The organism is Mesorhizobium sp. P2_B11 (assembly GCF_056404855.1).
The window spans coordinates 132155-155635 of the sequence record NZ_JBFUDF010000002.1 but is presented as its reverse complement, the minus strand read 5'-3'; the positions used below and the strand labels follow the sequence as shown (position 1 = coordinate 155635).

Here is a 23481-nt window from a genome sequence, read left to right as displayed (position 1 = left end):
CTGATAGTGAAAAAAGCCATTTTTCTCCTGCTTGCGGCGGCCATCGTCTTTGCCGGAGGCCAGTCCTCGCAGGCGGCCGCGAAACGCGAGCAGAATTCGGACGGGTGCATCTCCGCTGTCCATTTGTGGAGCATCTCGTTCAAGCACGAAATCGCCTCTTTCATGGGCGTCTCGCAAGAGCGCATGCCGGCCTTGTTCTGCCAGCGCCTTGGCGAAGGGATACGCAGTGGGCGGATTACCTACTCCGACCTGAACCGGCTGCAGCTCGACCAATCGACCGAAATCTGGCTGGTCATCAAGGGCAAGTCAAAGGCTGCTGCTAAGGCCGCACCGGTGCCGCGAAATTCCAAATACCGTAGCTGCAAAGGTACCGAAGGCACCTTCCAGGTTCCCGTCTCCCAAAAATGCCCGTTGAGCGGCTACGCGCATTATTGAGAGCAATGTGCAGGGAGCGATCTGGTCGTTTTCGCGCCATTGGATACTGACGCTGCCCATAAACAAAAAAAGCCCGGCACATAGCCGGGCTTTTCCGTTGAACGGGATTGTCGCTCAATTGCCGTCGATTGCATCGGCGATCTGGGCGATGGCCTGCTGGTAAACGCTGGCCGAATTCCAGCCGGCAATGGCGCCCATATTTGAACTGGCGCTCGCGCCCGCCCGCCAGCCATGAGCCTTGAGGAAGTTGGCGGTGGACGCCAGCGCGGTCGCCTTGTCGCGCAGATTTCCGTTGCCGACGCCATATTTCAGGACATTTCCAGGCAGGAACTGGGTATGGCCGATCTCACCATGCGCAGCGCCGACCGACGAGGAGCTCAGCGCGCCGCGATCGACCAGCTTCAGCGCCGCAATGGCATGCGGGTAGAAGAATGCCGGGCGGCGGCAGTCATAGGCCAGCGTCAAAATGGCGGAGACCGTGTTCTGGTTGCCCAGGGAGGCGCCGAAGCCCGTCTCCATGCCCCAGATGGCGAGCAACACGCCCGGCGACACGCCGTAATTGCTCTCGATCCTGTCGAACATCGCCGCGTTCGACTTCTTCAGCGAACGGCCCTTGGAAATGATCGCAGCCCCGCCACGGCGCTTCATGAAAGCATCCACCGAGCCGCTGAACGCCTTGTGAATGGCGCGGTCGACGGAGATCGTCTTTGTCGCGTAGTTGGCACCGGCCAGAGCGGCCAGGCCCTTGGGGCCAACGCCTTCAGACTTGGCCTCTGCGGCGAACTCCGGCTTCCACGCCTCGAAACCGGCGCCGGTCTTGCCGCAGCTGGCCGCCGCCTGTGCGCCCGTCGCCAGCGCAAGCACCGCCACCACCGTGGCAGCAAAAATCTTTCCCTTGGCAAACAATGCCATGTTTCTCTCCTGATTGCCTGAATCACGTCCCGGTTGTGAACTTGCCAGTGAAACGCGCCATTGTCACCGTACCCCCGGCGCTACGCTGGCCAATGCAGCGGAATTTGCCTACGATCAAGTGCTTATTGTGGCGGGGAAACCATGGAAGACGTTGATGTCGTCATCATCGGCGCCGGCTCAGCGGGCTTGGCTGCCGCCAGGACCATTCGTGCCGCAGGCCTTTCCTTCAAGCTGCTCGAAGCCATGGGCCGTATCGGCGGCCGCGCCTGGACCAGCGACCAGCATTTCGGCGTCCCCTTCGACATTGGCTGCGCCTGGCTGCATGCCGCCGACCGCAATCCCTACTTCCCCGAAGCGCAGGAAGCCGGCTGGACGCTGCACCACCACGACATGAATGTCGACCATCTCTACTACCGCCAGCGCAAGGCGAGCGAGCAGGAAGAGGCAGAGATGAAGGCCGCCGATGCGCGGCTGTTCGAGCTGCTGGCCACGCATCAGGTCGAAGAAGGCGATGACGACCGGCTATCGACGCTGCTGGCCAAGGGCCAGGCGCCGCGCGCCGCCGCCACTTTCGCCGGACCGATGGATTTCGGCGCCGATGAGGACGAGATCTCGATCCGCGACTTCCAGGCCGCCGCCGACCTCGACCCCAACTATTTCAGCAAGGAAGGTTTTGGCGCGCTGGTCGCCCGTTTCGGCGCCGACCTGCCGGTCGAACTGTCGACGCCGGTGCGCAAGATCCTGTGGGATGTGCCGGGCGTCGCCTGCGTCACCGATCGCGGCACCGTGCGCGCCAAGGCGGTGATCGTCACTGCTTCGCCGGCCGTGCTCGCTTTCGAGGAGATCGAATTCTCGCCCACGCTTCCTGACACGCATTTCGGCGCCTTTTTCGACCTGCCGATGGGCATGCTGACCAAGCTGCCGGTGGAGATCCGCGGCACCAGGCTGGGCCTGGAACCCTTCGACGACCTTCTGATCGAACGCATGGCCCGGCACGACATTTATTTCCTGTGCTTTCCCTTCGACCTCGATCTGATGGTCGGCTTCGTCGGCGGCGACTTCGCCTGGGAAATGTCGGCGGCGGGCGAGGCGGCCGGCATCGACTTCGTCGTCGACCGGCTGTGCGGCATTTTCGGCAGCGACACCAGAAAGCATGTGGCGCGCGCCATGATGACCAATTGGGGCGAAGAGCGCTTCGTGCGCGGCGCCTATGCGGCGGCCCGCCCCGGACGCTCGCACGCCCGCGCCACGCTCATGCAGCCGGTGGCGGACAAGATCTTCTTCGCCGGCGAGCATCTGGCCGGACCGCTGATTCAGACCTGCGGCGGCGCGCGCCTGTCGGGCGAGAACGTGGCGCGGCAGGTGATCGCCCGGCTTGCGGCAAAATAGCACCGCGGACACGCGGAACGGCCCGCCGGCTGCCGGCGTTTTGGGCAGCACGCCGCCGCGCACTATGTATGCTGGCCCTGAATACTCGCCGAATTGAGATCGACATGAAACTGTTCGACTGTCCGCATTGCGGCCACCGCCTCTATTTCGAGAACGCCCAGTGCCTGAGCTGCTCGAGCCTCGTGCTCTACGATCCCGAGCATGCGCGTTTCGCCTTGTCTGATGTCGACGGCATCTTCCACTGCACCAATGCCGATGAATGCGCCTGCAACTGGATGGCCGAGCCCGGCCACCCCTTTTGCCGCGCCTGCGTGCTGAACCAGCTGATCCCTGACCTCTCCGTCGACGGCAACCGCCGTCGCTGGATCCGCGTCGAGGCAGCCAAGAAGCGCGCCATATATTCGCTGCTCGCCTTCGGCCTGCCGGTGGCGCCCAAGCAGAACCCCGGCGACGAAATCGGCCTTGCCTTCGACTTCCTGGCCGACCCGATCGGCGGCGGTCCAGGCGGCGAGCGCATCCTCACCGGCCATGACAACGGTCTGATCACGCTCAACGTCGCCGAGGCGGACTCGGCCGAGCGCGAGCGGCGGCGCGTCGAGATGGGCGAGAACTACCGCACGCTGCTCGGCCATTTCCGCCACGAGCTCGGCCACTACTATTGGGACCGGCTGATCCGCGACGACCCCCAGAGGCTCGATGCCTTTCGCGCGCTGTTCGGCGACGAGCGCGCCGACTATGAGCAGGCACTGCAGACCTACTATGCCAATGGCGCGGCGCCCGACTGGCAGCAGAGCCACATTTCAGCCTATGCGACGTCGCACCCATGGGAGGACTGGGCCGAGACCTGGGCGCACCATCTGCACATCACCGATACGCTGGAAATGGTGCACGCGCTGAACTTTCCGCTCGGCCAGCTGGAGACGATGGAGGCCAATGTGCTGCCGCTGGGCGACACCGGCGGCCGCCTGCAGCCCGCACCGGCCGAGCCTGACGCCGTGCCCGAGCCTTTCGAAAAGGTCCTCGCCCGCTGGCTGGTGCTGTCGGAAGCCTCCAATTCGATCAACCGTTGCATGGGCCTGCCCGACCTCTATCCCTTCGTCATTTCGGACGTGACGGCACGGAAACTCGCCTTCGTGCATGATCTTTTGACCGCTTTGCCGAAAGAAACCGGAACAAATCGTGAGCCGGCACCGGCATTTTAGCCGGAACGCATAGGCTCCGCTTTCGTTTGGGCTCGCGAGGGACCAACGAAAACGGAGAGAAACCATGAGACGCATACTGTTTCCGGCCGTCGCCGGGGCGCTTGTCGCCATGTCGGGTGCGGCATTGGCCGATACTGCTGTCTCGGCCGTCACCGATCTTAACGTGCGCGCCGGCCCCGGGCCGCAATATCCGGTGATCGGCGTGCTTGCCGCCGGCCAGTCGGCGACACTCAATGGCTGCATCGAAAACAGCAAATGGTGCACCATTGCCGAGGCTGGCGGTCAGGGCTGGGTCTATTCCGACTATGTGACGGCCGATTTCGGCGGCAGCCGTGTCGTGCTGACGCGCCGCCCCGCCGACGCCGCTATCACCGTCGTTGCACCGCCGCAGGATGATTATCCCGACACCTATACCGGCGCGATCCTGTCCGACGACGGCCCCATCGACGCCATCGACAGGCCGCCGGCGGAAGTCGGCACCTATGTCAGCACGCACCGGCTCGACCCCGTCTATCTCGACGGCGAGGTGGTGACGGGCGCGACCTTGCCCGACACCGTCGAGCTGCGCGAAATCCCCGACTACCGCTACCGCTATGTCTATGTGAACGGCCAGCAAGCGCTGGTCGACCCCCAGACACGGCGCATCATGTACGTCGTGCGCTGACTTTTGCCTGGAGTAACCAACGAGTGAACTTTGTGCCGCCCTCCTGCCTTGATTGAGGGCGGCACCAATGCTCGCCCAACAGCAGCGATTGCGCGCAACCCGCCGATCCCCTAGATCATGCGACCCGATGCGTTCGGCAGAGGAATTCGCGTGACACCAGATCCAGCCGCCTTCGAGCGCTATCGCAACACGACCACCGAAAAGACAAACCTGCCGCGCCTGATCGTCGGGACGGCCATCGTCGTCCTGTTCTGGGTGGCGATCACTTTGGTGGTGGTGCTTGGCGGCACCTATCTCGCCATCATCTGGCATATATTGCCGGGCGATCCGCGCGGGCCGCTACAGGGCTTTCTGGCCTCGCCCATCGGGATACTCACCGCGCTCACCTCGTTTGCCGGCATCTGGATCGGTCTGTGGCTTGCCATGCGTTTCGTCCATGGCGAGCCGCTCACGGCACTTTTCGGCGCCAGCCGCCGTGTCTCCTTGCCGGGTTTCGTCAAAGGCCTGATCGCGGTGCTGATCACCTCGGCGCTCTCCGAGATCCTGCTCTATGGCCTGCAGCCCGAAATCGCGCGCGGCGCGATCAGCCTGTCAACCTGGCTTCTGTTCCTGGTCCCGATCGTAGCGCTGACCCTGCTGCAGACTTCGTCCGAGGAGATGCTGTTTCGCGGCTATCTGCTGCGCGGCCTGGCCAAGCGGTTTCAGAGCCCCTACGTCTGGGCGCTGCTGCCTGTTTTGCTGTTCACCTCCTTGCACTGGAGCCCGGATTCGAGCCTCGCCATCAACGCCTGCGTGCTGGCCTCGATCGCCGCCTTTGCCGTTCTGCTGACGCTGCTGGTCTATGTCACCGGCAATCTCGGCGCCGCCTTCGGCGCCCATCTCGGCAACAATCTCACCGGCTTCCTGCTGATCTCGCATCAGGAAAGCTACAATTCCTTCGCTTTGTTCAACGCCAAGCCGCTGGAAGGCCCCGGCTGGACGACTATGGATGCGGTCATCATCGCCGCGATCGGCATTGTGTGCACCTTGCTGACGATCCTGCTGCTCCTGCACCCACGCTCGCCGCTGAAGGTCGAGCCGGTCTCCGGATAAGGCCATGATCAGGCAAGAGGCAGGAGGACGGGGCTGATGCGCATCACGCTCGTGGTGGCCGGGACCATCCCGTCCAGAGGCTATGGCGGTACCCAGCGGCAGGTCGAGTGGCTGGCGGCGGAACTCATTCGCCTTGGCCACCGCGTCGTGCTGGTCGCTGGCGCCGGCTCGAGCAGCCCGCTTTGCGAGGTTCGGCAGGCATCGTCGGAAGCGCAGTGCCGGGCTGCCATTCCGGCCGACACCGACATCGTGCATTTCAACGGCTGGTACATCGAGGTTCCCTTTCCGACCCTCAACACCGAGCACGGCTATTCCCCGCAAGACCCCAGGCCGCTGCCAAACTGGAGCTTCGTCAGCGCCAGCCACGCCCGCAACCACGGCCGGCACACGTTTGTCTACAATGGCTTTCCGACGGATGCCTATCGGCTGGCCGGCTCGAAGAATGACCGGCTGCTGTTCCTCGCCGGCATCGCGCGCGCCGGCAAGAATCTCAATCGCGCCGTCGACCTTGCCAAAAAGTTCGATTTTCCCCTCGATATCGCCGGCGGCTCGCGCTGGAAACTGCTCGGTCGCAGCCAGACGCGGCGGCAGGGCGTCTTCTTCAAGAGCCTGAGCAGCCGCTACCGCTACCATGGCGTTGTCGATGGCGACGACAAGCTCCGCCTGCTGGGCGAGGCGAAGGCCTTCCTCAACCCGATCGCCTGGGAAGAGCCGTTCGGCATGGCGCCGGTCGAGGCGATGCTGTGCGGGACACCGGTGCTGACCACCGCCCGCGGCGCCCTGCCCGAGATCGTCGACGCCGACACCGGGCGGTTCTTCGACACGGACGCGGAGTTCGGCACAGCGCTAGGCGAGATTGCCGGCCTGTCCCCGCAACGCTGCCGTGAATCCGCCGCCGATCGGTTCCCGATCGCCAGAACCGCCAAGGGCTATCTCGACCTCTATACGCGCCTCGTCGAAGGCGAGGCGCTGCCGTGAGCTGTCCATTCCGGCCCTGATCTTGACTCTCCGCCCGTTTTCCTGTCTACAGCCCCCGAATTCCGCGACGAGTATCCCTCCGAGCAAGCCGACCAGGACGCCAAACCTCTTTGAGGTGGGTGCTGTAAACAGATCCTGGAGGCCAACACCCGGCAGCGCTGAGCGCCCCCGGGTGCTTTTTGGCTTTGCGCTTGCACGGGGCCTTGTTTGGACAAGCGCTTTTGTTTGGACACTTGGCGCGAACGCATTACCTCTCGGGCACCATCCGGGTGCCTGAGAAAAGGAAACAGAATGTTTGAATCGCTACAGGAGCGCCTTGGCTCCATCCTGAACGGCCTGACCGGCCGCGGCGCGCTGTCAGAGGCGGATGTCTCGGCAGCGCTGCGCGAGGTGCGCCGTGCGCTGCTCGAGGCGGACGTGGCGCTGGAAGTGGTGCGTTCCTTCACCGACAAGGTGCGCGAGAAGGCAGTCGGCGCCGCGGTCGTCAAGTCGATCAAGCCGGGACAGATGGTCGTCAAGATCGTCCATGACGAGCTGGTCGACATGCTGGGCGCCGAGGGCGTCGCCGTCGACCTCAATGCGCCCGCCCCGGTCGTCATCATGATGGTGGGCCTGCAGGGCTCCGGCAAGACGACAACCTCGGCCAAGATCGCCAAGCGGCTGACCGAGCGGCAGAACAAAAAAGTCCTGATGGCCTCGCTCGACACGCGGCGTCCGGCCGCGCAGGAGCAGCTCCGCCAGCTCGGCGAGCAGGTCAAGGTCGCGACGCTGCCGGTTATTTCAGGCCAGAATCCGGTCGACATCGCCAAGCGCGCCGTGCAGGCGGCCAAGCTCGGCGGCCACGACGTCGTCATCCTCGACACTGCCGGCCGCACCCATATTGACGAGCCGCTGATGGTCGAAATGGCCGACATCAAGAAGGTGTCGAGCCCGCACGAAATCCTGCTGGTCGCGGATTCGCTGACCGGCCAGGACGCCGTCAACCTGGCCAAGAGCTTCGACGAGCGCGTCGGCATCACCGGCCTGGTGTTGACCCGCATGGACGGTGACGGCCGTGGCGGTGCAGCCCTTTCGATGCGCGCCGTCACCGGCAAGCCGATCAAGCTGATCGGCACCGGCGAAAAGATGGACGGGCTGGAGGAATTCCACCCCAAGCGCATCGCCGACCGCATCCTCGGCATGGGCGACATCGTCTCCCTGGTCGAGAAGGCAGCCGAGAACATCGACGCCGAGCAGGCGGCGGCGATGGCCAAGAAGATGCAGTCGGGCAAGTTCGATTTGAACGATCTCGCCGGCCAGCTTCAGCAAATGTCGAAAATGGGCGGCATGGGCGGAATCATGGGCATGATGCCCGGCATGGGCAAGATGAAGGACCAGATGGCCGCCGCCGGCCTCGACGACAAGATGTTCGGCCGCCAGCTCGCCATCATCTCGTCGATGACCAAGGCCGAGCGCGCCAACCCCGATATTTTGAAACATTCGCGCAAGAAGCGCATCGCCGCCGGCTCCGGCACCGACGCGGCCGAGATCAACAAGCTGCTCAAGATGCATCGCGGCATGGCCGACATGATGAAGGCGATGGGCGGCAAGGGTAAAGGCGGCGGCCTCATGCGCGGCATGATGGGCGGCCTCGCCTCCAAGATGGGCCTCGGTGGCATGATGCCGGGTGGCATGGGTGGCGGCATGCCCGATCTCTCTAAAATGGATCCCAAGCAGCTCGAAGCCTTGCAGAAGCAAGCGCAGGCCGCCGGCCTCGGCGGCATGAAGGGCCTGCCCGGCGGTCTTCCCGGTGGCGGCGGCCTGCCGGGTCTGCCCGGCGGCATGAAACTTCCGGGGCTTCCCGGCCTCGGCGGCGGCGGACTGCCCGGTTTGGGCAAGAAGAAGTGAGGACGCTATGAACGAAGAAAAGGACATGGCCGACGCCCGCACCATCCTGGCCGGCTACCGTGCTTCGATCGACAACATCGACGCCGCCCTCATCCACATGCTGGCCGAGCGTTTCCGCTGCACCAAGGCGGTCGGCGTTCTGAAGGCTGAGCATGGCCTGCCGCCGGCCGACCCGGCGCGCGAGCAGCAGCAGATCACCCGCCTTCGCCAGCTGGCGAAGGATGCCCATCTCGACCCCGATTTCGCGGAAAAATTCCTCAACTTCGTCGTCCGCGAAGTGATCCGCCATCACGAGCAGATCGCCGCGTCCAACGGCGCAAGCAAAGCCGGCTAAATATTAGCCAAACCCTATCAATGAAATCAGAGCTTTTAGGAGAAATGAAATGGCACTGAAGATCCGACTGGCCCGCGCGGGCTCGAAGAAGCGTCCTTACTACCACGTCGTCATCGCCGACGCCCGTTCGCCGCGCGATGGCCGGTTCATCGAGTCGATCGGCTCGTGGAACCCGCTGCTGCCGAAGGACGGCGAGCGCGTCAAGGTCGACGCCGACCGCGTCAAACATTGGCTGTCGCACGGCGCCCAGCCGACCGACCGCGTTCTGCGCTTCCTCGACGAGGCCGGCCTGCTCAAGCGCGAAGCCCGCTCCAACCCGAAGAAGGCCGAGCCGGGCAAGAAGGCGCAGGAACGCGCCGCTCTGCTGAAGAAGGCCCAGGAAGACGCAGCCGCCGCCGTTGCCGCCGCTGCCGCTGCCCCGGCCGAGGCGGAAGCCGCTACCGCCGAGTAAGCATTCGCTTCATCGAAGAAGACAAAACGGCGGGCCTGTGCCCGCCGTTTTTCGTTGACGTCCGCTCAATAGCCATCCGGGCAGCGGGCGATATAGACGCGCCCGTAGCGGTCCCGATAGCGGCAACGGTCCGGTTCGTTGGCCCGGCCGATCAGTGCTCCTGCGACGGCACCAACCGCGCCGCCAACGACGGCCCCTTCCACGGGATCATTTGCGACCGCAGCGCCTATGGCCGCTCCGCCCAGGCCGCCGACAGCCGCGCCTTTTTCCGTTTGCGAACAGGCGCCGAGCGCCGTTGCCAAGACCATAATGGTAAGAATTTTCTTCATTGTCGTTCCTCTCCAACGGAAAGGCGCCTCCACGCGCCTTGGCTCGACAACGCATGACACCGTGGATTGATCCCATTGGAGGAAACAATGCGTTCCGGCCCATCCCGGCCGGTGCGGCTCGTCCTACTTCTCGGTAGCCTTCTTCAGGTTGGCGAGGCCCGCCTCGAAATCCTTGCCGATCAGCGTATCGAAATTCATGAACAGGCCCATCAGCTTGGCAATGAAAGGCCGCCTGCCGCGCATCGCCCAGGTGACATTGGTGGTGTCGCCAGACGGCTTCAGGCTGAAGTCGACACTGTTGTTGGCCCGGAACGGTTTTTCGAAGTCGAGCTTCAGCGACACCAGCGAGGACGGCACGGAATTGACGATTTCCATGCGTCCCTTGCCGGCCTTGGCATTGCCTTCCCAGGCATAGGCCGCACCCTTGCCGGCATCGGTGCCGGACAGCGTGCGCTTCATCCCCGGGTCGAGCTTTTCGTAGGGTGACCATTCGGGCCAGCGCTTGAAATCGTTGATCAGCGGAAAGATCGCTTCCGGCGCGGCCTTGATGCTGGCCGTGCGGCTGGTGACGAAATCATTCGGCCGTGTCGCGGCATAAATGAGGACGGCGGCGATGATGACGACCAGTATGATGAGGATGGTGGTGAGCATTTTTCTCTCCGTCTGGTTTAGCGGATGAACGGGATCAGGGCACGCACCCGTGGGTCGCGCAGATAGAGGCCGCCCCACAGCATGATGCCGAGATAGACGCTGAACAGCGTGTGCGAAAACAACGGGCTGCCGACGCGCATATTGGTGGCGATGGCGCCGCCGAGATAGCCGGTGAGCAGAATGGCGCCGAGCACCGAGGTGCGCGGCAACGCATAGAGCGCCGTCGAGATCAGCCCGATAATGCCGAGCAGGCGCGCGACGTTGACGTCGGCCGGCCAGCCGAGCGGCACCATGGTCTGGGTGACGACATCGAGCGGCGGCAGCTTGATGACGCCGTCGAAGATCATGAACAGGATGATGAGGCCGCTGAGCACGCGGCCGGTCCACAAAGCGCCCGACGAAACGGGCGCGGTTTGAGAAATGCTCATGGTAGTTCCCTCCTGGGTGATTTGAGCCGTTTGCTGGCTTCGGACCAAGGACGGGCCACGAGGCGGCGATCCTACAGGGGTGAGATTCTTTTTGGGCGCGGCGGCGTCACTCAAGGCCTAGGAAAAGTAAAACTTCTCGGCCGGGATCATTTTCGGCGGCGTTTCGCCCAGCGCCTCGAACACCGAGATCTCGCAGACGCGGCAGAGGCCGTCCAGCGCAAGGTCGTTGGGCTGAGTGCCGAACGGATCCTCGAGCTCTTCCGATAACGCATCGAGGCCGAAGAAAGTGTAGGCAATCAGCGCCGTGAGCAGCGGTGTCGCCCAGCCGGCGGCGGAGGCCAGCCCGAATGGCAACAACAGGCAGAAGATGTAGGCGGTCCGCTGCAGGAGCAGCGTGTAGGCAAAGGGCAGCGGCGTCCCGGCGATGCGCTCGCAGCCGGCCTGCGCGGCGGCGATTTCCGACAGCCGCTCATCGAGGATGCGGTAGCCGATCGTATCGATGGCACCGGCCTTGCGGAGTGCCGCGATCCGTCCGCCCATCCGCCGCACCATGGCGTCCGGTGCGTTGGCGGCCTTGGCGGCGCCTTCAACGTCGTCGCCGATGAAGGTGCGGGCTTCCGCCGTGGCGTCGACGCGCCTGAGCAGGCCGCGCAGGAAGTGACAGAAGGCGGTCGCTTCCATCAGCAGGCCGCGCAGTTCGGTGCGGTCCTCGATCAGGCCGCTCGAGGCGCGCGCGAGGTTGCGGATGTCGAAGACCAGTTGGCCCCACAGCTTGCGCGCTTCCCACCAGCGGTCGTAGGCGGCGTTGTTGCGGAAGCCGAGATAGATCGACAGCGCGACGCCGAGCAGTGCGAAGGGTGCCGTGCCGGCATTGCCGAAGTCGAGCTTCAAGGCCCTGACGATGACCACCACCATCGCGCCATAGGCGGCAAAGCCGAAGATTTGCGGCAGGATGCGCGGCACCACGGAGCCGCGCATGATGAAGAACAGGTGCAGGAATCCCGGACGCGGACGAACGATCATGGAAACCCCTTTCACGGACCGCTCTGGTCCTCAACTCGCCGATTGTGCGATGCGGCGGCCCCGGCCGGCCCAGCCGCCAGCGACATCGCGATGTCGTCTGCGCGGTCCGTGCCGGCTATCGGCATTGGCCGGTCGCGGCTATTGAAGACGTGCAAGCCACGCGCTTCTTGCATCAGGCGAGGACAGGAATGACCGGCGAGACCGATCTGAAAAAGCTGCTGGCGTCGATGACGCCCGAACTGCTGCCGGCCATCCATGTCTTCGTCACACTGGCGCCTGGCGCTGCGCAGCCGCAAGGCCTCGACCCGGTGATGGTCTTTCGCGAACGAGAGGGTGTGACGCTGATTGTGACCGAGGACGCCGCAAGAGCAGCCGGGATGGCCGCTTCGTTCCGCTGCCGCATGATCGCGCTAAACATCCACTCCTCGCTGGAAGCCGTCGGCTTCCTCGCCGCCATCACCACCCGGCTGGCCGCCGCCGGCATGGGCGTCAATCCGGTCTCGGCCTTTTATCACGACCATCTGTTCGTGCCCGCCGACCGAGCGGAGGAAGCGATGGAGTTGCTGCGCCAGTTGACTGAGGATAGCGCCGGCTGAGCTATCAGGCCCTGCGGACGTAGAGAATATCCGGCAGGCCTTCCTCATTGCCGGTGCCATCGCCGAAACTCTCGGCCACGAACCCATGGCGCTCGTAGAAGCGACGCGCGCCGGTGTTGGCCTGGAATCAATAGAGTTTAATCACCGGCAGCGCCGCGGTCGCTTGCGTCAACAGCCGGCTGCCGATGCCTTGTCCTGTCCAGGCCGGATCGAGATAGAGCTGTTCCACCCAATCGCCGCTGACCGCAATGAAGCCGGCAACGTTCTTGCCGGCCTCGGCGACGGTCACTTGCTGTCGCGGCAGCACGACGTCGCGGATAAAGACAAGGTCGTCAGCAGGCGTGTGGATGACCGGCATCCAGTCGAACGAGCCAAGCGCTGCCCGCATGAGCCGGGCGATGGCAGCGGCGTCGGAGCTGGTTGCGGGGCGCAGGATGACTCTGGTGGAATCGTTCATGGACGTTTCTCAGCAGCGGCCGCGCCGCCCCTCATCCGCCTGCCGGCACCTTCTCCCCGTATAGTGACAGGGAGAAGGAATGCTCCGGCCGGAGGCCGAGCCCGCGACTGCGGGCCGCCGGTCGTCCGGCGCCCTCGCGGGGGCCCGCCGCGGCAGCGGCGGAACAGCCCGTGAGCGATAAACCTAGGCCGCCTTCTTCTTTGGCTGGATCAGGCCGCGCTCGACCAGCAGCTCGGCGATCTGCACCGCGTTGAGCGCCGCGCCCTTGCGCAGATTGTCCGACACGATCCACATCGACAGACCGTTATCGATGGTCGAGTCTTCGCGGATGCGCGAGATGAAGGTGGCGTCTTCGCCAGCCGATTCCAGCGGCGTGATGTAGCCGCCATCCTCGCGCTTGTCCAAGACCTGGCAGCCCGGCGCCTCGCGCAGGATGTCGCGCGCCTCATCCGCGGTGATCGGCTTTTCGAACTCGATGTTGACCGCTTCCGAATGGCCTATGAACACCGGTACACGCACGCAGGTCGCCGTCAGCTTGATCTTGGGATCGAGCATCTTCTTGGTCTCGGCGACCATCTTCCACTCTTCCTTGGTGAAACCGTCATCGAGGAAGACGTCGATATGCGGAATGACGTTGAAGGCGATGCGCTTGGTGAACTTCTTGACGTCGACCTGGTCGGCGACAAACACGGCGCGGGTCTGCGTGAAGAGTTCGTCCATGCCTTCCTTGCCGGCGCCGGACACCGACTGGTAGGTGGCGACGACGACGCGCTTGATGGTGGCGAAATCGTGCAGCGGCTTCAGCGCCACGACCAGCTGCGCCGTCGAGCAGTTCGGGTTGGCGATGATGTTCTTGCGGGTGAACAGCGAAATCGCGTCCGGGTTCACTTCCGGCACGATCAGCGGCACGTCCTGATCGTAGCGGAAGGCCGACGAATTATCGATGACCACGCAGCCCTGCTTGCCGATCTTCGGCGACCATTCCTTGGAGACGTTGCCGCCGGCCGACATGATGCAGATGTCGGTGTCGGAAAAATCATACTGTTCGAGCGTCTTGACCTTCAGCGTGCGGTCACCGAACGACACTTCGGTGCCCTGGCTGCGCCGCGAGGCCAACGCCACGACTTCGCTTACCGGAAAGCCGCGCTCTTCCAGAATGTTGAGCATTTCGCGGCCCACATTGCCCGTGGCGCCGACTACCGCAACCTTGAAACTCATAAAGATCTCCTGTCCCTCTCCGCTTGGTTTGTTGGAGAAAACCCGCCGGCCAATGCGGGTTCCGTCCCCCGGGCCGTACCCGGGAGAGGGTGGTTAGGCCAAGGGAATCACACCGTTTTGGTGGTGGTTTTGGCCATAGTTTTGCTGGAACGGTAAGACGCGCCAACGCGCCCGGCCAGATGATTGTGGCCGGGGAAGTCGAAGGCAAGAAGAGCCATCAGAAGGCCGCGCATCGAAAATGATCCCGTTCGATGCCGGCTTTTACGCGGTTTGCGGCAGGAGTCAATTGCGCAGAGGCGCCGCCTGCTCTGTACAATGGCGGCCGCAGGAAGTAGGAACGCGCGAAATATCGTTTGGCTGGTGCAGTGCCAGCCCTGGATGTGCTTGCGAATGAGCACATCCCCTCGAATTCCGAAAGAAGAAGATGTCCAATTTCGAAGGTATCGTTCCTGCGCTGGCAGAGGCGCTGGAAAAACGTGGCTATGTCGAACTGACGCCGGTGCAGAAGGCGGTGCTGGAGCTCGGCGAAGCCGACGCGCTGGTGTCGGCGCAGACCGGCTCCGGCAAGACCGTCGCCTTCGGCCTGGCCTTGGCGCCGACGCTGCTCGAAGGCGCCGAGCGCTTTGGCCCGGCAGGCCGGCCTTTGGCATTGGCCGTGGCGCCGACGCGCGAACTCGCTCTGCAGGTGATGCGTGAGCTGCAATGGCTCTACGCGCCGACCGGCGCCACCGTCGCCTCCTGCGTCGGCGGCATGGACATGCGCTCAGAAAGGCGCGTGCTGGAGCGCGGCGCCCATATCGTCGTCGGCACGCCCGGCCGCCTGCGCGACCACATCACCCGCAACTCGCTCGACATGTCGGCGCTCAGGGCCGTGGTGCTGGACGAGGCCGACGAGATGCTCGACCTCGGCTTTCGCGAGGATCTTGAATTCATCCTCGACGCCGCCCCCGCCCAGCGCCGCACGCTGATGTTTTCGGCCACCGTGCCGCGCTCGATCGCGACGCTGGCGCAAGGCTATCAGCGCGATGCCGTGCGCATCTCGGCCGGCGGCGAGGAAAAGCAGCATCTCGACATCGAATACCGGGCGCTGAATGTCGCCTATCCCGACCGCGAGAACGCCATCATCAACGTGCTGCGCTTCTATGAGGCGAAGAACGCGCTGGTGTTCTGCAACACCCGCGCTGCGGTCAATCATCTCACTGCTCGCTTCAACAATCGCAATTTTTCGGTCGTGGCGCTGTCGGGCGAACTCAGCCAGAACGAACGCACCCACGCGCTGCAAGCGATGCGCGACGGCCGCGCAAAAGTCTGCATCGCAACCGATGTCGCGGCGCGCGGCATCGACCTGCCCAATCTCGAACTGGTCATCCACGCCGATTTGCCGACCAATCCCGAAACGCTGCTGCACCGCAGCGGCCGCACCGGCCGCGCCGGGCGCAAGGGCGTCAGCGCGCTGATCGTGCCCAACGGCGCGCGCAAGCGCACCGAACGGCTTTTGCAGAATGCCGGCCTCAAGGCGACCTGGGCGAGCCCGCCCTCGGCCGACGACGTGATCAAGCGCGACGACGAGCGCATTCTGGCCGATCCGGCCTTCGACGAACCGGTGACTGACGACGAGCGCGGCTTCATCGATGCGCTGCTGGCCAAACATGGCGCCGAACAGGTGGCGGCCGCCTTCGTGCGCCAATGCCGCGCCAGCCGCTCGGCGCCAGAGGAACTGACGGAGGTCGCAGCCTTCACGCCGTCGCGAGACAGATCTGGCGGCGAAAAATTCGAGCGTCGGGACGAGGCGCCAAGCCGGCGCGACGATTTCGGCGACAGCGTCTGGTTCTCGCTGTCGATCGGGCGCAAGCAGAACGCCGAGCCGCGCTGGCTGATCCCGATGCTGTGCCGGACCGGCAACATCTCCAAGCGCGAGATCGGCGCCATCAAGATGCAGCAGGATGAAACTTTTGTGCAGATCGCGGCCGACTGGGCCGACCGCTTCCTGGCCGCCATCGGCCCCGACAAGAAGCTGCAGGGCAACATCGTGGTGAAGCGCCTGGACGGCACGCCCGACCTGTCGCGCGCCGGCTATCAGGCGCCGAAGCCCGACAAGAAGCCGCATCGCGGCAAGCGCCCGTTCGAGGCGCCGCAAAGCGCCCACAAGCCTAAATTCGAGAAGCGGGAACGCCCGGCCGGTGATGCAAAGCCGTGGGCCGGGAAGCCGAAATTCGACAAGGCTGGACCGCCGAAGACCAAGAAGCCGAAGAAGCGACCGGTTTGAGGTTTAGACCGACGGCGTCTTCATACGGCAGCCGCAACGAAGTGTGGTTGCCTGCCCCCGCCAATCGCAAATGACGGTCATGAGTCGCTGAGCCTTGCGATCCGCCGCAACTTTGAACAGTCTGTGCCAACACGGGGGTGGCAAAATGCGCGGCGAAGTTCTGCATTATGACGAGGCCCAGGGTTTCGGTTTCATCACCGGGGCGGACGGCAACCGCTACACCTTCGCGCGCGAGGATTTGCGCCGCGATACGGTGATTGCCAAGGGCGCCGTGGTCGAGTTCCTGCCGGCAAGCGGCCAGGCGCGCGACGTTTTCTCGATCCGCGCCCAGGCCGCCGCTCCGGCGACCGCTGCTCCGGCGGCAAGCGCCGCACCACCCAAGGCGGCTGCCGCTGCTCCAGCAACGCCGCAGCCGCAGCATTTCGGCCGCCTGGCCGAGGACGGCGCGGTTCATGACAGCGGACTGACGGGTTATTTCTGGCGAGGCGTGACGCGCAACTACATCAACTTCGCCGAGCGCGCCCGCCGCAAGGAATTCTGGGGCTACTGTCTGTACTGGACGGTTGCCTTCATCCTCGTCGGCCTTGCCGGGGCTTGGGCCGACCAGTCGATGGGCAATTTCGACGGCGGCAACTGGCCGATCGTTATGGTCGGCGTCTGGGGGCTGTTTTGGCTGGCAACGTTCCTGCCCTGGGTCGGGCTCGTCGTGCGCCGCTTGCACGACATCGGCCTGACCGGCTGGCTGGCAATCCCTTACTTCGCACTCTCCTTCATGTTTGCTCCGGCCACGTTCATCCTCGCGCTGATCCTCGGACTGATCCCGACCCAGGGCCACGAAAACCAGTGGGGGCCGGTGCCGCAGGGTGTCAGGGTCTAGCGAACTCGCTTAAGCGCCTCGCCCGACAGCCGGAGAAACACCTTCTGGCCGTGGCGCTCGGCGCCGAGCCGGTCGTAGAAACGCAACGCGCCTTCGTTCCAGTCCTCGGTGGTGAGATCGATGCGGCCGATGCCTTCCCTGAGGCAATGGCCGGCGAGAAAGCCGAGCAATGCCCGGCCGGCGCCCGCATTGCGGGCACCCTCGCGCACGAACAAATCTTTCAGGAACATCAGCCGCTCGAGATCGATGCCGGGATGCGCGATCGCCACCGAGGCAAGGCCCGCTACCGCGCCGTCGGCGAAGGCGAGCGCGAAATGCGGATAGGCCGGGCTTTCATCGCCAAGCCATTTTCGCGCGGTGGCCGCCGCGCGGGCATGATCGAGCGGCGCCTGCCGGTAGTGCGCCGCCATTTCGCAAAGCACAGTGGCAAGCGCTCCGGCATCGTCGGTCGTCGCCCAGCGGACGTCGACCGCCACCGGATCAGCCAAGGAACTTCGCGATGATGGCATCGCCCATCTCGACAGTGCCGACCTCGGTCATGCCTTCGGACAAAATATCCTTGGTGCGCAGGCCATCGTCGAGCACGGCGGCGATTGCGCCTTCGAGCTTGTCGGCCTCGGCGACCATGCCGAAGGAATAGCGCAGGCACATGGCGAAGGACGCGATCATGGCGATCGGATTGGCGATGCCCTGGCCGGCAATATCGGGCGCCGAGCCATGCACCGGCTCGTACAGCGCCTTGCGCTTCTTGGTCTTCACGTCAGGCGCGCCGAGCGAGGCCGACGGCAGCATACCGATCGAGCCGGTCAGCATGGCGGCGATGTCGGACAGCATGTCGCCGAACAGATTGTCGGTGACGATGACGTCGAACTGCTTTGGCCAGCGCACCAGCTGCATGCCGCCGGCATCGGCCAGCATATGGTCGAGCTTGACGTCGGCGTAGCGCGCCTTCTGGGTCTGGGTGACGACCTCGTTCCACAGCACGCCCGACTTCATGACGTTGCGCTTTTCCATCGACGTCACGTGGTTCTTGCGGGTCCGCGCCAGTTCGAAGGCGACGCCCGAAATGCGCTCGATCTCGAACGTGTCGTAGACCTGCGTGTCGATGCCACGCTTCTGGCCGTTGCCGAGATCGATGATCTGCTTCGGCTCGCCGAAATAGACGCCGCCGGTCAGCTCGCGCACGATCAATATGTCGAGGCCTTCGACCACCTCCTGCTTCAGCGAAGACGAGGCTGCAAGCGCCGGATAGCAGATGGCCGGACGCAGATTGGCAAACAGCTCCATGTCCTTGCGCAGCCGCAAGAGCCCGGCCTCGGGGCGCACCTCGTAAGGCACCTTGTCCCATTTCGGCCCGCCGACGGCGCCGAACAGCACGGCATCGGCCGCCATCGCCTTTGCCATGTCGGCATCGGAGATCGCCGCGCCATGCGCATCGTAGGCGCAGCCGCCGACCAGGCCTTCATCGGTGGCAAAATCGCTGCCGAGCTTGGCGTTCATGGCCGCGATCAGTTTCTTCACCTCGGCCATCGCCTCGGGGCCGATACCGTCGCCGGCGAGGAGGAGAAGATTTTTCGAAGCCATCAGAACCGTCCCGATACTGTTTGGAGAAACCGCGGCCTTGCTAAACGCCAAGCGGGCCGCATGCAAGCCTGCGGTTGGCAAGCGCAATCACCGATGCGAGAGAATATTCACCAATCTGCCGAACGGATCGCGCACATAGAATCGCCTTACGCCCCAAGGCTCGTCGGCCGGACCGTATTCTATGGCGAAGCCGGCGGCCTTCATGGCGTTGAGCGTAGCATCGACATCATCGACCTCGATCGAGAGGTCCGGGACCGGCGTGCCCGAGCCGCCTTGCGCCATGAAGCTGATCTGCACCTGCATCCGTTCGTCAGAACCGCAGGTGACGATCCAGCCCTGATCCATCAGCACATCGAGGCCAAGCACGTCCTGGTAGAAGCGTTTCGCCGCTGCCGCGTCCGCTGTGGCGATATTGGCTACGATGCGCCGCACCGTCATGGCTTTGGCCTCCTCAGGCGGTGCGCCGCAGCGCCGTGACCTCGATCTCGATCTTCATCTCGGGCTTGTTGAGCTGGCACACGATCATCGTTGCCGCCGGGCGGATGTCACCGAACGCCTCGCCGAGGATCGGGAAGACGACATCCACGAAAGCCTGATCGGTGATGTAATAATGCGCCCGCACCACATCGGCCATCTCGAAGCCGCCGTCTTGCAGCGCCTTGGCGATGGTGGCCAGGCAGTTGCGCGTCTGCGCTTCGACCGTCTCCGGCATGGTCATGGTCGCATAGTCGTAGCCGGTGGTCCCCGACACAAAACACCAGTCGCCCTGCACCACCGCGCGCGAATAGCCGGCGGTCTTTTCGAAGGGCGAACCGGTGGAGATGAGTTTGCGCATGGGGCCTCCTTGCAATCGCAGGCGCTCGTCTAGCAGAGGGAAGCTGGGCTAGTCGTGGGCCAAGCCGAACGAAGTGTTGTCACGAGGCAAAGCGCAAACGTCGAAGATTGGTCCGAAACATCTCCGCGGTCGTCATCCCAGGGCGAAGCAAGGAGCGAAGCGACGCGGCGCAGACCCTGGGATCCATGCCGTGACTTTGAGGCGTTGCTACTTTTCAGAAGGCTGCACCGTTGCACTCTACGGCAACGGTCACGGCATGGATCCTCGGGTCAAGCCCGAGGATGACGAAGTCACGACGGTTGCGCCCTAATTCGCCGATCCCTGCGCGTCGTCCATCGCCTTCTTGATATCCGCCGGCCAGGTCTTCACGTCCGGCCAGGCCTGCGGCTGGCCATCGTCGCCGCGGCGGGCGAAATAGAGCGTGTGCTTGGCCGGGTCGACCGCCATGAAGCCGTCATTGCCGCCGCAGTCATGCGGCACGCAGCCGCTGGCATAGAAGGCGCCGGACGCCGTCTTTTCTGTGCCGCCGCCGACCAGCAGGCTGGTCGCCATGTCGGGCATTGTGTCGCCGAGCAGTGTCTTCGCCGCCTTGTAGACGGCCTCGTTGTGGAAGGCGTCGATGATGTTCTGGTATTTCGACGGATCGATGTCCTTCCAGTCGGTGCCGGGCTCGGGCGCGTAGGTCAGGTCGCCTGAAATCGTCAGCCCTTCGGTAGGCGACCATTGCAGCGCCTGCTGCGAAGCCCCCGGCAACAGATAGGGCACGAAATAGATGGCATTGTCGGCCACCGCCGCCGGCGGCGCGCCGCATTCGTCCTGCTCGACGGTAAGGCTCTGGATCTCGCCACCTTCCGGCTTCCAGACGATGACCGTGGCCGGGCCACACTGGTTGCCGCCATCGCCGACATTGACCAGCGCCACATTGATGCCGCCGACCTTGACCACCTTGTCGAAGAACACGTCGTAATTGCTGGCAAGCTGCTTGCCGTCATAGGCCAGCACCTTCTCGCCATCCTGCTCCGGCTGGGTGATGGTCAGCTGCCCACCCTCGAACGGGATCGGCGCCTGGCTGTCATCCTCGGTGGCCGCGTCGTCGCTGCCGGTCCCTTGATCCTGCTGGTCAGTCGCGCCTTGATCGGCCGCCGGCTGATCGGCCGGCTTCTGGGCGGTAGCGGCCGGCGTCTGCGTTTGCGCAAAGCCCGCCACCGGCATCAGTATCCACGCCAGCGCGCAGGCCCCGGCAAGAAGCAAACGTGCCATGACTGTCCCCTCCGTTCAGCCGTCACGAACCCGGCCGGCAGCGGCCGGGCTATCCATTCAAGACCGTACTGCTCAGGCCCAGGGGCGCTCGGCGGCGTTCTTCTTCTCGAACGAGGCGATAGCGCCGGCCTTTTCCATGGTCAGGCCGATATCGTCGAGGCCGTTGAGCAGGCAGTGGCGCTTGAAGTCGTCGAGGTCGAACTTGACCACGCCGCCGTCCGGCCCGCGGATTTCCTTGGCTTCGAGGTCGACCGAGACCGTCGCGTTGGAGCCGCGCGAGGCGTCGTCCATCAGTTTGTCCAGATCTTCCGGGCTGACGGTGATCGGCAAAATGCCGTTCTTGAAGCAGTTGTTGTAGAAAATGTCGGCGAACGAGGTCGAGATGACGCAGCGAATGCCGAAATCGAGCAGCGCCCACGGTGCGTGCTCACGGCTCGAACCGCAGCCGAAATTGTCACCGGCGACCAGGATCTGCGCCTTGCGGTAGGCCGGCTTGTTGAGCACGAAATCCGGGTTTTCCGAACCGTCATCGTTGTAGCGCATTTCTGCGAACAGGCCGCTGCCGAGCCCGGTGCGCTTGATCGTCTTGAGATAATCCTTGGGGATGATCATGTCGGTGTCGACATTGACGATCGGCATCGGTGCGGCGACGCCTGTGAGCTTGGTGAATTTGTCCATGGCTTTTGCCCGTAGTCTTGTTGCGGGAGATTGCTGATGCACCGTTTACACAAAGGCGCTGGCAAATAAAAGGCAACTGTTCGTGTGCCTGGATCGAAGGATCGGCGCGGCACTATCTTCAAAACCGGCCGCTGCTGGTGCACCTTGCGCTCATGACCACACGATCGAAGATAATCTATGCCAGCGAGCCGGAGCTCGACGTCGCCGAGTTACGCCGCGTGCTGGTCGAATCCACACTCAGCGAAACGCGTCCCGTCGACGACGAAGCCCGCCTGCAGGCGATGCTTTCAGGCGCCAACCTGGTGCTGACCGCCCGGCTCGACATCGAAGGCCGACCACTGATTGGCGTTATCAGGGCCATCACCGACTTTTCCTGGGTCTGCTATATCTCCGAACTTGCCGTGTCCCAATCGGCGCAAGGGCTTGGCATCGGCAAGGGTCTTATGGACGAAGCCCGCCGGCAACTCGGCCCATCGGTCGCCATCAGCCTGATCTCGATGCCCGACGCCGTCGGCTTCTATGAGCGCATCGGCATGAAGCGCATGCCGGACGCCTTCTGGTTCGGGCGTAAGGCCTGAGGCCGTGAGGCGCCTTGCCTTCTCCCCTTGTGGGAGAAGGTGGATCGGCGCGCCAGCGCCGAGACGGATGAGGGGTGTTCCAGCGGAGTGAGGCGTTGGTGTTCCCTGGAACACCCCTCATCCGTCGCCTTCGGCGACACCTTCTCCCACAGGGGGAGAAGGAAGGCCGACGCGCCCTCAAATCACATTCAATTCCCGAAACGCTGTGCCCTCGGCCACCCGTTCGTACCCAAACGCCGAGCAATCCACCGTCCGGTAGCCGCCATGCACCAACAACTCCGCCAGCGCCTTGCCGACCGCAGGCGCCTGCTGCAGGCCGTGGCCTGAAAATCCGTTGGCGAAGATGAAATTGCCGACTTCCGGGTGCGGCCCGATCACCGCGTTCTGGTCGAGCGTGTTGTAGTCGTAGTGGCCGGCCCAGGCGCGCGTCGGCTTGATCGCCTCGAAGGCCGGGATGCGGGTCGCCAGCACCGGCCAGATCACCTCTTCGAACAGCGGCCAGTCGACGTCGAAATCGCTGGGATCGGCAGGACCGTCGCCCTCTTCCGGCTCGGCGCCGCCGGTGAGATAGACCGAGCCTTCCGGCCTGACATAGATGCCGGAGGGGTCGACCAGTAGCGGCATGTCGGCATATTTCTCACGCGCCTCGAAGACGAAGACGTTGCGCTTGCGCGGTTCCACGGGCAGCACGAGCCCGGCCATGCCGGCCACCTTGCCGGCATTCGGCCCGGCGGCGTTGACGACGATGCCGGCCTCGAGTCTTTCGCCATTGTCGAGGGTGACGCCGGTAACGCGACCACCCTGCCGCTCGATGCCGGTGACATCGGCGGCGATGAAATCGATCTTCTTGTCGCGCAACGCCTTGCGGAACAGCGTCAGCATGGCATGCGCATCGAACCAGCCCTCGCCGCTACGGCCAAAGGCGCCGGCGCTGATGCCTTCCGTCGACAGCCAGGAAAAACGCTTTGCCAGTTGGTCGGCATCCTCGAGCAGAATGTCGGCGCCCTCGGCGACCTGCGCCTCGTGGTTGGCTTTCAGGATCGGCAACCCGGCCTCGCCGGCCAGGATCAGATAGCCGCCCTCGCGAAAGCCGATATCGGCATCTGCGCCAAAGGTTTCCTTGAGCCGCCGGAAAAGGCCCAGCGTGAACTGCGACAGCCGGATGTTTTCCGGGATCGAGAATTGCTGGCGGATCGAGGCCATGGACAGCGTCGTTGCCGCATGGGCGAATTGCGGATCGCGCTCGATCAGCGCGATGGAGCCGGAAAAGCCTTCCTCGCGCAGATAGTAGGCAACCGAGGAGCCGACGATGGCTCCGCCGATGATGACGATGTCGTAGCGCACTTTGTTCTCCGAC

Annotated in this window: 28 protein-coding genes; 13 read left to right on the top strand and 15 right to left on the bottom strand. The window is 64.2% G+C overall.

Translation table 11 applies throughout. The features are described 5' to 3' along the window. The first annotated feature begins 6 nt into the window (after positions 1 to 6). Positions 7 to 435 (top strand): hypothetical protein, encoded by a 429-nt coding sequence (locus tag AC1DYJ_RS05125; RefSeq protein ID WP_477289159.1) that lies wholly within the window; start codon positions 7 to 9, stop codon positions 433 to 435. Positions 436 to 549: 114 nt separating this feature from the next. Here the strand turns inward: AC1DYJ_RS05125 and AC1DYJ_RS05120 are convergent, their stop codons facing one another. After that, on the bottom strand, positions 550 to 1347 hold the full coding sequence (locus tag AC1DYJ_RS05120; RefSeq protein WP_477289157.1) for a lytic murein transglycosylase: 798 nt from the start codon (positions 1345 to 1347) through the stop codon (positions 550 to 552). 141 nt (positions 1348 to 1488) lie between these two features. Between AC1DYJ_RS05120 and AC1DYJ_RS05115 the strand changes: the two genes are divergently transcribed. The 8 genes from AC1DYJ_RS05115 to rpsP all read left to right on the top strand — a co-directional run bounded on the left by AC1DYJ_RS05115 (position 1489) and on the right by rpsP (position 9344). Beyond that, a complete protein-coding gene (locus AC1DYJ_RS05115; protein ID WP_477289155.1) occupies positions 1489 to 2736 on the top strand; it encodes a flavin monoamine oxidase family protein in 1248 nt (415 codons plus the stop codon). Positions 2737 to 2840: 104 nt separating this feature from the next. Further along, positions 2841 to 3938: a zinc-binding metallopeptidase family protein gene (locus tag AC1DYJ_RS05110; RefSeq protein WP_477289153.1), complete on the top strand. Its 1098-nt coding sequence runs from the start codon at positions 2841 to 2843 to the stop codon at positions 3936 to 3938. A gap of 64 nt (positions 3939 to 4002) precedes the next feature. Continuing rightward, complete coding sequence (locus AC1DYJ_RS05105) at positions 4003 to 4602, top strand: DUF1236 domain-containing protein (protein ID WP_477289151.1); 600 nt, start codon at positions 4003 to 4005, stop codon at positions 4600 to 4602. A gap of 117 nt (positions 4603 to 4719) precedes the next feature. After that, the gene (locus tag AC1DYJ_RS05100) at positions 4720 to 5694 is read left to right on the top strand and encodes a lysostaphin resistance A-like protein (protein WP_477289149.1); all 975 of its coding nucleotides are present in this window, start codon (positions 4720 to 4722) and stop codon (positions 5692 to 5694) included. Positions 5695 to 5730: 36 nt separating this feature from the next. Beyond that, positions 5731 to 6672 carry a glycosyltransferase gene (locus tag AC1DYJ_RS05095; protein WP_477289147.1) on the top strand — a complete coding sequence of 314 codons (942 nt, stop codon included), beginning with the start codon at positions 5731 to 5733 and terminating at the stop codon, positions 6670 to 6672. 291 nt (positions 6673 to 6963) lie between these two features. Beyond that, positions 6964 to 8559 carry a signal recognition particle protein gene (ffh, locus tag AC1DYJ_RS05090; protein WP_477289145.1) on the top strand — a complete coding sequence of 532 codons (1596 nt, stop codon included), beginning with the start codon at positions 6964 to 6966 and terminating at the stop codon, positions 8557 to 8559. Between the two features lie 7 nt (positions 8560 to 8566). Continuing rightward, on the top strand, positions 8567 to 8893 hold the full coding sequence (locus tag AC1DYJ_RS05085) for a chorismate mutase (RefSeq protein ID WP_454575617.1): 327 nt from the start codon (positions 8567 to 8569) through the stop codon (positions 8891 to 8893). Positions 8894 to 8942: 49 nt separating this feature from the next. Then, entirely contained in the window at positions 8943 to 9344 is a 402-nt protein-coding gene (gene rpsP / locus AC1DYJ_RS05080; RefSeq protein WP_112560130.1) for a 30S ribosomal protein S16, read from the top strand. A 65-nt stretch (positions 9345 to 9409) separates the two neighbouring features. Here the strand turns inward: rpsP and AC1DYJ_RS05075 are convergent, their stop codons facing one another. The 4 genes from AC1DYJ_RS05075 to AC1DYJ_RS05060 all read right to left on the bottom strand — a co-directional run bounded on the left by AC1DYJ_RS05075 (position 9410) and on the right by AC1DYJ_RS05060 (position 11775). Continuing rightward, the gene (locus AC1DYJ_RS05075; protein WP_477289143.1) at positions 9410 to 9673 is read right to left on the bottom strand and encodes a glycine zipper domain-containing protein; all 264 of its coding nucleotides are present in this window, start codon (positions 9671 to 9673) and stop codon (positions 9410 to 9412) included. Between the two features lie 123 nt (positions 9674 to 9796). Next, entirely contained in the window at positions 9797 to 10324 is a 528-nt protein-coding gene (locus AC1DYJ_RS05070; RefSeq protein ID WP_477289142.1) for an SRPBCC family protein, read from the bottom strand. 17 nt (positions 10325 to 10341) lie between these two features. After that, a complete protein-coding gene (locus tag AC1DYJ_RS05065) occupies positions 10342 to 10752 on the bottom strand; it encodes a DoxX family protein (RefSeq protein WP_477289140.1) in 411 nt (136 codons plus the stop codon). Between the two features lie 117 nt (positions 10753 to 10869). Then, positions 10870 to 11775: a bestrophin family protein gene (locus AC1DYJ_RS05060; protein ID WP_477289138.1), complete on the bottom strand. Its 906-nt coding sequence runs from the start codon at positions 11773 to 11775 to the stop codon at positions 10870 to 10872. A gap of 188 nt (positions 11776 to 11963) precedes the next feature. Between AC1DYJ_RS05060 and AC1DYJ_RS05055 the strand changes: the two genes are divergently transcribed. Beyond that, a complete protein-coding gene (locus AC1DYJ_RS05055) occupies positions 11964 to 12371 on the top strand; it encodes an ACT domain-containing protein (RefSeq protein WP_477289136.1) in 408 nt (135 codons plus the stop codon). A 127-nt stretch (positions 12372 to 12498) separates the two neighbouring features. Here the strand turns inward: AC1DYJ_RS05055 and AC1DYJ_RS05050 are convergent, their stop codons facing one another. The 3 genes from AC1DYJ_RS05050 to AC1DYJ_RS05040 form a co-directional block, all read right to left on the bottom strand. Continuing rightward, positions 12499 to 12828 carry an N-acetyltransferase family protein gene (locus AC1DYJ_RS05050; protein ID WP_477289134.1) on the bottom strand — a complete coding sequence of 110 codons (330 nt, stop codon included), beginning with the start codon at positions 12826 to 12828 and terminating at the stop codon, positions 12499 to 12501. A gap of 183 nt (positions 12829 to 13011) precedes the next feature. Further along, a complete protein-coding gene (locus AC1DYJ_RS05045) occupies positions 13012 to 14046 on the bottom strand; it encodes an aspartate-semialdehyde dehydrogenase (RefSeq protein ID WP_477289132.1) in 1035 nt (344 codons plus the stop codon). Positions 14047 to 14153: 107 nt separating this feature from the next. After that, positions 14154 to 14279 carry a hypothetical protein gene (locus AC1DYJ_RS05040; RefSeq protein WP_477265864.1) on the bottom strand — a complete coding sequence of 42 codons (126 nt, stop codon included), beginning with the start codon at positions 14277 to 14279 and terminating at the stop codon, positions 14154 to 14156. Positions 14280 to 14470: 191 nt separating this feature from the next. Between AC1DYJ_RS05040 and AC1DYJ_RS05035 the strand changes: the two genes are divergently transcribed. Together AC1DYJ_RS05035 and AC1DYJ_RS05030 are read left to right on the top strand one after the other, a co-directional pair. Further along, positions 14471 to 16312 carry a DEAD/DEAH box helicase gene (locus AC1DYJ_RS05035; protein WP_477289130.1) on the top strand — a complete coding sequence of 614 codons (1842 nt, stop codon included), beginning with the start codon at positions 14471 to 14473 and terminating at the stop codon, positions 16310 to 16312. Between the two features lie 145 nt (positions 16313 to 16457). Next, a complete protein-coding gene (locus AC1DYJ_RS05030; RefSeq protein WP_477289128.1) occupies positions 16458 to 17189 on the top strand; it encodes a DUF805 domain-containing protein in 732 nt (243 codons plus the stop codon). On the opposite strand, the gene AC1DYJ_RS05025 is transcribed toward AC1DYJ_RS05030, so the two are convergent. From AC1DYJ_RS05025 to leuD, 6 genes are all read right to left on the bottom strand, one after another. Further along, positions 17186 to 17677, bottom strand: coding sequence for an N-acetyltransferase family protein (locus AC1DYJ_RS05025; protein WP_477289126.1), 492 nt, complete (start codon positions 17675 to 17677; stop codon positions 17186 to 17188). The two genes, AC1DYJ_RS05030 and AC1DYJ_RS05025, sit on opposite strands and share 4 nt — an antisense overlap. Further along, on the bottom strand, positions 17670 to 18773 hold the full coding sequence (gene leuB, locus AC1DYJ_RS05020) for a 3-isopropylmalate dehydrogenase (protein WP_477289124.1): 1104 nt from the start codon (positions 18771 to 18773) through the stop codon (positions 17670 to 17672). Before leuB ends, AC1DYJ_RS05025 begins: the two co-directional genes overlap by 8 nt. Positions 18774 to 18860: 87 nt before the next feature. Next, positions 18861 to 19211, bottom strand: a complete 351-nt coding sequence (locus AC1DYJ_RS05015; protein ID WP_477289122.1) for a VOC family protein — start codon at positions 19209 to 19211, stop codon at positions 18861 to 18863. A gap of 13 nt (positions 19212 to 19224) precedes the next feature. Then, positions 19225 to 19608 (bottom strand): RidA family protein, encoded by a 384-nt coding sequence (locus tag AC1DYJ_RS05010; RefSeq protein ID WP_112393842.1) that lies wholly within the window; start codon positions 19606 to 19608, stop codon positions 19225 to 19227. Between the two features lie 306 nt (positions 19609 to 19914). Then, positions 19915 to 20868 (bottom strand): hypothetical protein, encoded by a 954-nt coding sequence (locus AC1DYJ_RS05005; RefSeq protein WP_477289119.1) that lies wholly within the window; start codon positions 20866 to 20868, stop codon positions 19915 to 19917. Between the two features lie 72 nt (positions 20869 to 20940). Then, positions 20941 to 21546 carry a 3-isopropylmalate dehydratase small subunit gene (leuD, locus tag AC1DYJ_RS05000; protein ID WP_477289117.1) on the bottom strand — a complete coding sequence of 202 codons (606 nt, stop codon included), beginning with the start codon at positions 21544 to 21546 and terminating at the stop codon, positions 20941 to 20943. 152 nt (positions 21547 to 21698) lie between these two features. Between leuD and AC1DYJ_RS04995 the strand changes: the two genes are divergently transcribed. After that, complete coding sequence (locus AC1DYJ_RS04995; protein ID WP_477289115.1) at positions 21699 to 22124, top strand: GNAT family N-acetyltransferase; 426 nt, start codon at positions 21699 to 21701, stop codon at positions 22122 to 22124. A 177-nt stretch (positions 22125 to 22301) separates the two neighbouring features. On the opposite strand, the gene AC1DYJ_RS04990 is transcribed toward AC1DYJ_RS04995, so the two are convergent. Next, on the bottom strand, positions 22302 to 23468 hold the full coding sequence (locus tag AC1DYJ_RS04990; RefSeq protein WP_477289113.1) for an NAD(P)/FAD-dependent oxidoreductase: 1167 nt from the start codon (positions 23466 to 23468) through the stop codon (positions 22302 to 22304). Positions 23469 to 23481: the final 13 nt, after the last annotated feature.